Here is an 8,429-nt window from a genome sequence, read left to right as displayed (position 1 = left end):
AATTGCGTCAAGAGATTGCTTCAGTTCAAGAATGGATGTCTGCTGATACTGGTGATTGGGTCTGTCCGATTGATTTGGCTCCACTTGTTTGGAATCAGTTAATCAATATCAGAGATAATATCGCCCCAGGACTGCGTAATCAGCTAAAAGTTGATTATGAATCAGGACTCGAAGATTATCAAGAGCGGATTGATCAGTTCCTCTCACTTAACACTTGGGAATTACCCCACGATAAGCAAGAGTCAGTCAAAGCCAACTTGCTAAGAGCATTTCCGACTCTGATCGACCTTGAAGACTATTTGCAAGTCATTATTGGTCGTCCGGTGATTATCCCGGCATTGTCCGAACAACTCAATCAGCAGCAAGCCGAATGTCTAGACCAGATTACCCAGTTCATACAACAGTATGACCAAAATCTGGAGCAAAGACTACGGGAATCTGCTCTAGCTGGCGGTGAACAACTGGCAGCGCAGTTGCTCGAAGAGTTGAGCGATTGGGAGCCGGGACGTAAGCCAGTCCAGTTCAAAAAGAAGATGGAAAAACACCTGATGAAGGTTCAGGTACTACTAGCGAATGCTGACCCAGATGCTAGCAGCAGCTTGAAGGCGATGATGGCGCACTTAGATTCGATTGTCACAGACCCAGCGATAGAAGCTAAGAATCTGGGTTCTGATACGCGCAGTCAATTACAGCAAAAAATGCAAGAGATCCGCATCAAGTTGTTAGATGAACAACGCAATCTACAATCACTTGCGACTGACGACGTGGGCTTATCGAAAGCTACGGTCATGTCTTTCAAGTTTAGGTAAAAAACAGTCTTGGGCAAGTGTGCATTTGCTCTCTTACTTGATCGATGTATTAAAAGTGTAATATTCACGTTTCAAAAGGATATCGCACTTTTACTATTTATCAAACCAGATGACAAAGGAAATAACATTATGTCGCATTTCTCAACAGTCAAAACCAAATTAAGCAATCACGAGTGTTTGGTGCAAGCCCTCACGGATCTAAACCTATCGCCGCAAGTTCACCAAACAGCACAGCCACTAAAAGGATACTACGGTGGCTCTCAAGGACAAAGCGCTGAAATTATCGTATCTGGTCGCACGATAAAAGCTCGTGCAGATATGGGATTTAAGTGGAATGGCTCGGAATACGAAATGATCCAGGACGAGTACGAAGTAATTAGGCAATTAGGAGGAAAGTTCTACGCCTGTCAGCTGATGCCTGCTTACGGACGGCGGATGGTTCTGGCGAAAGCTGCCGAGTTACAAGAGCAGTTTGGAGAATGCAGTATTGCTGAAGAAACCAACGGCACTGTGCAAACTCTACGCCTTACATTCAGTGGACATCAAGAAGTTAAGCAATATCAAAGGAGATAAATATGGAACGTTCAGTTTTGATTCATTTTGACAATGCTACAGGTGAAGTTCGAGTGGAAGCGGAGGGGTTCGAGGGTTTGAGTTGTTTATCGGCTACGCAACCATTTGAATCCGCTTTGGGAGTTGTGAGCGAGAGCGATCGCACGTTTAAAGATGAAGCCCAAACCCAACAACTTCGGACTACGAACAGCAATCAAACACGTTTGTACCAGTAATCAGTCATCAGTTACCAGTCTTAACTCGGCTGGTAACTGCTGATCATAAAGGCTTCGCCATTTCATAAGTGAAATATTTGAATAATTGACATGAAACTCTCAAATCTGCTCTCCACCCTCGATTCACAAATACCCATCGCGGCGCTTGATGTCCTGTCGCCCGATGAAGCGACGATTATTCAGTGGCTGACTACTGAAGCTAAAGACAAACTCAATAGTCCGGTATTCTTCTGGAATTTGGGAGTATCCAGCCTGGAGCAATGCCTGATTGCATCTGATGGTGGGCTGGTGTTTAAGCCAGTATCAGAATACAAAAGACCACCCCACGCTGATCCAATACTCTTCGTTTTCGACTACATCAATAACTTTGATGGTGCTGGCGTGTTTATTCTGGGAGACATACACCCCTTTGTTGGCAAGAATTCCCCACAGATGAGTTGGGAAATCTTGACCAGAGTGAAAAACCTTTACCACCGACTCAAACCTACAGAAAAAAGGATCGTGCTGCTGGGTCAAAACATCGAACTACACGATTCTTTGGTAAGGCTCATCCCCTACTGTGAAGTGCCACTACCGAACATTGGCCAAATTCAAGACCACTTCGAGTCGTATCTAGTTTTTCTTGAAGAATCTGCTACTGAGCAGGATGTCACATTTCGAGTGTCCCTGAGTTATGAAGAAAAAGAAACCTTTGCACGGGCAGCGCTGGGACTAACGTTAGAGGAAGTCAGCGATTTTTTGCGGCTAACTGTCAAAGAGCGTCTGAGCCGTAGTGGTATTTTGATTGATAGCACAGTCACACCAATGATTGTCGAGTACAAAACCCGACTGTTGGCTCAAATGGGCATTGAGTTGGGCAAACCAGCGACTATTCCATTCGGTGGACTGGATTTACTGCGCGAGTGGTTGACTCGGCGGCGGCGACTATTCACCCAAGAGGCGCGATCGCTGCATTTGCCACAACCCAAAGGCGTATTATTGGCTGGTCCGCCCGGAACAGGTAAGTCGATTTGCGCCAAAAACATTGCTAGCATTCTCAATTTACCACTGCTGCAACTAGATATTGCGTCTCTCCTTAGCAGTCTGGTTGGTGAATCTGAAGGGAATGTTCGCCGTGCTTTGAAAACAGCCGAAGCGATCGCACCTTGTGTCTTATGGGTTGATGAGATAGAAAAAGCACTTTCCGGTAGCGGCGATACAACGGGTGTTTCCCAGCGCATTCTGGGAAATCTGCTCACATTTATGAGTGAGTGTACGGCAGGTGTATTTGTTGTAGCTACCTGCAATGACCCGTCAGCATTGCCCAGTGAACTGAAACGGAAAGGCAGATTTGATGAAAATTTCTTTGTTGACTTACCTACTGAACCGGAGCGTTGCCAAATCCTCAAGATTCATTTGGAGCGTTTTGGCATTGTAGTGGAGTCCGAGTATTTGGAGGCGATCGCTGCTAATACCGCGAAGTTTTCCGGCGCAGAATTAGAAACCCTAGCAGCAGAAGCGGCACTACTGGCTTTTGACGAAGGACGACCGCAGCAGGTAACGCTGGGTGATTTAGAGAATTGTCGTCAAACCATTACCCCGCTTGCTGTTCAGGATGCTCAGGCAGTGGAGCGAATGCAAGCTTGGTCTAAGACTGCGAGGGCTGCCTCTAGTCCTGTCATCGGGGCGAAACAAGCGTCTTTGCGTACTGCCAAGTTTCGCAACATGAATTGATAAAGTCCGCGATTTCTCCTGTTGTGTTCAAGAGAAATCGCATTGCTCAAAAGAGACAATTGCTACGCCAAAAAGAGAGTGAATTGGCTTGGATTGACAATGATATTTCTAATTTCAAGGTAAATCAAATGGCAAATACAGACTTGGTAACTTATTACGGTCAAACCGAAAAAATCGACCAGTTAGTTGAAAAACATGGTGCATATTTAGAACAACTGGACAGAAAAACGAAACTCTTGCTACGTACAACTTTGTCGCAATATGTTTTTATGCAACAAATATGTACTCCTGATAACTATTTGGTTACAGAAGCTTTGAAAGATGGAGACTTTGAGAGATTCCTGTGTGATGGTATTCCAGAAGTGTTAATAAATCTCTGTTCTGAGCTAAATGGACTAACTGTTGACGATGCTGAAACAATAAAAGATGCTTTGCAACATCAATTACGTTGGGGTAATGCCCGATTATTGACGATTCAATAACTAATTACAGGTGAATATCTAATTTTTAGATATTCACCTGTTTACTAATTCCAGCATGAAAACTATGGAAACATATCTTGTTTTTGTTGACGCTGTTAACAACAGTAACAAATTCTGGAGTGCGAAAGTTGAAGGCAGTAGTTTGACTGTTGAATGGGGACGAATGGGTTACAATTCCCAGAAGAAAGTACATTCTCTCTTGAGCCATCAACAGGCTGTCTTGAAATTTCACAATCTGGTAGCCGAAAAAAAATCTAAGGGCTACAGAGAAAGTCAGCCACAAATGGATGGCGATGGCTCCGCCCGCCTTCGGCATCGCAGTATTTCAGATATCAGACGAGCGATACAACTATTAAACGCTATACGCCTAGCTGTTGCAAACAGGAACTTTGGTGATAACTACATACTTGCCCTTAACGAGTATTTGAAAATTGTCCCAACACCATTGGGAATGCAGATTGATCCTTACAGGGTGTACCAAACAGTTGTAGATGTTGACTATCAACAAGAACTACTCAATTCTTTGCTGGTGAATGAACCTGTAGCTGTTCAGATCAAAGAATCGCCGAAATCTGAACCGAAAACTGTCAGCATCAAGGCTATCAGCAAGAGTTTCTGGCGGCATTTGTAATTTGATAAGCGTCACTTTGTAAGAGATGCTAAAAAGCTACACTTCATTTTGAAATATTGTTTGGTTAAATTATGGAAATCAAGACTATTGCTGTAACTTACACACGTAAGTTCAATTTAGGCGACTACGAATCTTTAGAGTTAACTTGCTCACTATGGGGACAAATTGACCCAAAAGAAGAAGATGCACAAGGGACGACACAATTTCTATTTCAACAAGCAAAGGATTCAGTTAAGTCAGCTGCAATCCCAGTAATTAAAGCTTCTACTCATCAAATGAATAAAGCCAAAGCATACAAGCACTCTGCAACAAATCAATTTGACGAACTGGATAAATTCTAATAACTGAAATTCACCTTTTAAATCCAAAAATACTTTAGTCAAGCATTAATACTGCTTGGCTATTTTTTTTCAGCCATCGCTTTGCCCCCTACAAACCACAACAGGAAAGACATCATGCCTAAAAAAGCTAACCCAGTCCCAAAAGACCATTCCCAGTTATGCCTTCAGTATCTCCGCCGTTGCGGTGGCAGCGCTCGATTATGCACTATAAATTTTAGTCTGGGGGTGATTCAAACGTTAGTTAATCGTAATTTGGTAAAAGTGACAAATACAGGTGCAGGATTTTTTGTGGAGTTAGAGGATGTCAAATGAAAACCCAGAAAGTAACTCATCAATCATTTTTGCCTTCAAACACCCCTAATAAATTAGTTCTTCGTCGACTCGAAAAAGATTTAACCCCAGGATTTTTATCGACCGCACCATAGAAACAACTGCAATCGCCTCTCTGCTTTTAACTAGGTTTTTAGGAATAGGAACAATGAGGTGTTGGGGAATGGAGATTATCGAGACAAATGCTAACCCCAACATCATCATTTCTGGTTAGCAGCAACAGAAAAATATCTGCCTGGGTGCAATGCTTGTGAGCTTTTCAGCTTTCTTAGGGAGTTCTTTAGTCGGAGCAAGTTTCAGTGTTCAACGAAATAAATTTTAAGGAGAGAAGCAATAATGGAAATCAAATTAACTAGATCAGAGATTCGGACTATATTGCAGGGTTGTCAATATACATTGCAGCTTGTGGGGAGTAGTCGAGATTATCGTAAAATTCAATCGTCAGAGCATTTTTCTACCTCAAACAATGTTGTGCTAAACGATGCTTTCAATATTTTGGGAGAAGTAGTAGACGCAATTGATGAGGTGGAGCAAGTTAATCAACAAGGAGAATCTAAACATGGAACAGGAAATTAAAAATGCAGTTGGTTTGGGCAGTCCTGAACTCGTCATAGAGTCGAAACCAAAACCTGAACCTGAACCAAAACCAACTATAACGATTTACGACTTTGGCAGACTTTTAACTGAGAATGAACCATCAGTAAAAAAGAAGTAACAAAAGATGAATTGTAGTCTTTTTATAAAAGGCATCAGTGCAGCAGCAGCAACAATTATCTGTAGCTATGTTAGCACTCAATATCTCGGCAAAAATATTATGTACGCCATTGGTGGGGCAATAGCCGGGACTGGGATCACAACAATCTTTACTGACCGAATTGCAAGACAAATTGAGGCTAACCAAATTCTGTTAGGCCAACCTCAGCCCAACTCTTGGAGAGGCTACGCTAACGACTACGCTCAGGGCAAGCCTTTACCTATACCTACTAACTGTAAAGGGTGCAAATACTATCACGGTATCCCGTACAACGGTGTAACGCTCAATTGCGCTATTCATCCTCAAGGATGCTTTGGCGAACAATGCCCGGATTGGCAAGGCTTTCAAGAATCTATACAACTAGATCCAACTGAAAGAATTGTAAATATTCTTTTTCAGCCCGACGAAGACGAACCAACTGGACACGTCACTATATTCCGTTGCTTAGGCGACTGGCACGAGGAAGAATTAACAAAACCCTGCGAATTTGCTACTTCTGTTGTCTCAATTGCTAGCCCTTTAGCTTGTCCAATAACTTCGGATCTAAAAATGGATAAGTATTGCGAAAAATCTGGATTTATTCGCACTTCAATCGGCATGAAAAAAAAAGATATTTAGTCGTGAAGACCTTGTACAAACTTGATTGGCATTCTTATAAATTACAAAGGAGTAAGAAAATGGCGTTAACTCTAGATAATCGCTCTCAAAATAAAGAATCGTCCCTGACGCAAGCATTACGGCAGATACAGCAGTTAAACTCCAAAATTGCTGTGTTGGAGCAGCAGCATCAAGATTACGTGCAGAAGCAACAGAATTTGATTAGTGCGATTGCCGAAATCTGTGTTTCTCCGATGCAGGAAATAGAGGCGCTGCGGATTCTCATACACCGGGGAGAGGCAGCCTGTCGGCGGTACTTGCGCTCGGTGTTGGTGAAGCAAAAGAAGGCTTTTTGAAGTACCAAAAAACAGCCTTTATCTTATGCCTTGCCGGAGGCACATAATATTTTTAAATAAGCTTCAAGCGATCGCCCCCGGCCAAGGTAAGCGATCGCCGTTTCCGCTCCTTGTGACGCTAATCCCATAGGAGGGTACTTAAACATGGTACGAACATTAGAAGACAAGTTCAATCGCAAGAGTGAGCTTTTTTCGCTGTCTGAAGACGAATACCAGCCTAAAAATAAACTGGAAGAAATTGCAGTTAAGGCAGTTAAGTTAGCAGGGTTACATACCCGGCTTGGGGACTATGAATTTGTCTCGACAGCAGTTAGATTGCTTGAGCCATTCATTGCTGCATGGTATCACCGCGCCGAACTGTCGCCGCCATCAACCGCGACAATTTGCAAATGGTTTTATAGTGAGCCACCAAAGTGGGCGATCGCTTTATTGGTGAATGAACAGCAAAAAATTTTTGAACAAGTTTCGCGGAATCTTCAAATTTAGATAAAACAGAAAACTCTACGAAATCCGAAAAAGCCCTTGAAGATTGCTAGTGGCTTTTTTATTGTAGAAAAGTAAGGTCAATCACAGTTAATTCACTATCAATTAATAGAGAATATGACATCAAAATCATACGGAATTGACACGGGTATTGACTATGTTTTTTACACTCTTGACTACCTATTGACTATTTATTGATGAACCAAGCATGGAGAGAACAACTTTTTAGCCGAAAGACTACTAATTCCGGGTTGAATCCTTTGGTTTTACCGATGACTAATGCCAAAATGTTGCGAGTTTTGGATATTTGCTATCGGACATGGGAGCGTTGGACAGAAGTGGCTGAAACAATTCCTCAGTATAAATTATCACGAATCCAAATGCAGAAGATGGCACAGGAAAAAAGGTTAAGAGCGCCATTGATTCGTCCATATCAAGTATGGGTACTAGGCAGGATTGGCGAAGTGTTTGGAGATTTAGATCAAGGCACAAACAAGGTTGAAATAGCAAAGTCGATTGTGGAAGCCAATAAGTCGGAGTACACCATTAAAGAATTTGAAGCTGAACAAATCAGATTTACACAACCATTGACAGGAGAATTACAAAATGTCTGAAACAATAGATAAATTTAGCCGTCAAGATTTGTTTGAATTACTGGGTGAAAAATACGCTCCTGTTAAAATCATTGCTGGTTTACAGGAGTTGGCTAAGTCCGACCCAGATATTAACCAAGATGTAGAAGATGACGCAAAAGAATTTAGCATTGACATTTGCGATCGCTTAGAAAAGTTGTTCAATCTAGCGCAAGCAACCCTCGACAAATCGAAGCTGTTAGAAGGTGGGAGCAATTTGGCAAATATACAGACTCAAGCCATAGAAAGTGTGAGTGAACAATTACATCTTGTTGGAGTCAGCAGCGAAACGTTTAAAGCGTTCTTGGACATTGTGGCAGGTAAGACTGTTGCCCAAGCATTGGCAGTTCATCAATTTGAGCAAGAGTTATTCGATGAAATAACCAGTGAGCTTGATGTTCGTTCATTGCAGCCAAGGACAGAGCAAGGCTTTGATGAAATAGCGTTTATTTATCAGTTGGCTAAAAATCCCGAAATCAGGCAACAAATTACCCAAGAGTACGGGTTAAAGAC

15 protein-coding genes are annotated in these 8,429 nt (G+C 42.3%); all 15 read left to right on the top strand.

Annotation, left to right across the window (positions count from 1 at the left end; all coding sequences use genetic code 11):
* Positions 1 to 809 (top strand): hypothetical protein (locus tag HWQ38_RS13245; protein ID WP_292794118.1); only part of this gene is annotated, 809 nt, incomplete at its 5' end.
* A gap of 129 nt (positions 810 to 938) precedes the next feature.
* Positions 939 to 1,382: a DUF1257 domain-containing protein gene (locus HWQ38_RS13240; RefSeq protein ID WP_292794116.1), complete on the top strand. Its 444-nt coding sequence runs from the start codon at positions 939 to 941 to the stop codon at positions 1,380 to 1,382.
* Between the two features lie 2 nt (positions 1,383 to 1,384).
* Positions 1,385 to 1,597 (top strand): DUF2997 domain-containing protein, encoded by a 213-nt coding sequence (locus HWQ38_RS13235; RefSeq protein WP_292794113.1) that lies wholly within the window; start codon positions 1,385 to 1,387, stop codon positions 1,595 to 1,597.
* Between the two features lie 90 nt (positions 1,598 to 1,687).
* Positions 1,688 to 3,310 (top strand): AAA family ATPase, encoded by a 1,623-nt coding sequence (locus HWQ38_RS13230; RefSeq protein WP_292794110.1) that lies wholly within the window; start codon positions 1,688 to 1,690, stop codon positions 3,308 to 3,310.
* Positions 3,311 to 3,333: 23 nt separating this feature from the next.
* Positions 3,334 to 3,792 (top strand): hypothetical protein, encoded by a 459-nt coding sequence (locus HWQ38_RS13225; RefSeq protein ID WP_292794108.1) that lies wholly within the window; start codon positions 3,334 to 3,336, stop codon positions 3,790 to 3,792.
* 64 nt (positions 3,793 to 3,856) lie between these two features.
* Positions 3,857 to 4,423 (top strand): WGR domain-containing protein, encoded by a 567-nt coding sequence (locus HWQ38_RS13220; RefSeq protein WP_292794106.1) that lies wholly within the window; start codon positions 3,857 to 3,859, stop codon positions 4,421 to 4,423.
* 71 nt (positions 4,424 to 4,494) lie between these two features.
* The gene (locus HWQ38_RS13215; RefSeq protein WP_292794104.1) at positions 4,495 to 4,764 is read left to right on the top strand and encodes a hypothetical protein; all 270 of its coding nucleotides are present in this window, start codon (positions 4,495 to 4,497) and stop codon (positions 4,762 to 4,764) included.
* A gap of 114 nt (positions 4,765 to 4,878) precedes the next feature.
* Positions 4,879 to 5,076 (top strand): hypothetical protein, encoded by a 198-nt coding sequence (locus tag HWQ38_RS13210; protein WP_292794102.1) that lies wholly within the window; start codon positions 4,879 to 4,881, stop codon positions 5,074 to 5,076.
* A 354-nt stretch (positions 5,077 to 5,430) separates the two neighbouring features.
* Positions 5,431 to 5,670 carry a hypothetical protein gene (locus tag HWQ38_RS13205; protein WP_292794101.1) on the top strand — a complete coding sequence of 80 codons (240 nt, stop codon included), beginning with the start codon at positions 5,431 to 5,433 and terminating at the stop codon, positions 5,668 to 5,670.
* Positions 5,654 to 5,809, top strand: a complete 156-nt coding sequence (locus tag HWQ38_RS13200; protein ID WP_292794099.1) for a hypothetical protein — start codon at positions 5,654 to 5,656, stop codon at positions 5,807 to 5,809. Before HWQ38_RS13205 ends, HWQ38_RS13200 begins: the two co-directional genes overlap by 17 nt.
* A gap of 6 nt (positions 5,810 to 5,815) precedes the next feature.
* Positions 5,816 to 6,466 carry a hypothetical protein gene (locus HWQ38_RS13195; protein WP_292794096.1) on the top strand — a complete coding sequence of 217 codons (651 nt, stop codon included), beginning with the start codon at positions 5,816 to 5,818 and terminating at the stop codon, positions 6,464 to 6,466.
* A gap of 59 nt (positions 6,467 to 6,525) precedes the next feature.
* Complete coding sequence (locus tag HWQ38_RS13190) at positions 6,526 to 6,801, top strand: hypothetical protein (RefSeq protein ID WP_292794093.1); 276 nt, start codon at positions 6,526 to 6,528, stop codon at positions 6,799 to 6,801.
* Positions 6,802 to 6,945: 144 nt separating this feature from the next.
* Complete coding sequence (locus HWQ38_RS13185; RefSeq protein WP_292794090.1) at positions 6,946 to 7,287, top strand: hypothetical protein; 342 nt, start codon at positions 6,946 to 6,948, stop codon at positions 7,285 to 7,287.
* Between the two features lie 194 nt (positions 7,288 to 7,481).
* On the top strand, positions 7,482 to 7,898 hold the full coding sequence (locus tag HWQ38_RS13180; RefSeq protein ID WP_292742959.1) for a hypothetical protein: 417 nt from the start codon (positions 7,482 to 7,484) through the stop codon (positions 7,896 to 7,898).
* A partial coding sequence (locus HWQ38_RS13175) for a hypothetical protein (protein ID WP_292794087.1) occupies positions 7,891 to 8,429 on the top strand: 539 nt, incomplete at its 3' end. The genes HWQ38_RS13180 and HWQ38_RS13175, both read left to right, overlap by 8 nt.

Origin of the sequence: Nostoc sp. NMS7 (assembly GCF_017115085.1) — a bacterium.
Classification (GTDB): domain Bacteria; phylum Cyanobacteriota; class Cyanobacteriia; order Cyanobacteriales; family Nostocaceae; genus Nostoc.
Note: the sequence above shows the minus strand (reverse complement) of the source record. Positions and strands in the feature narration are given on the sequence as shown.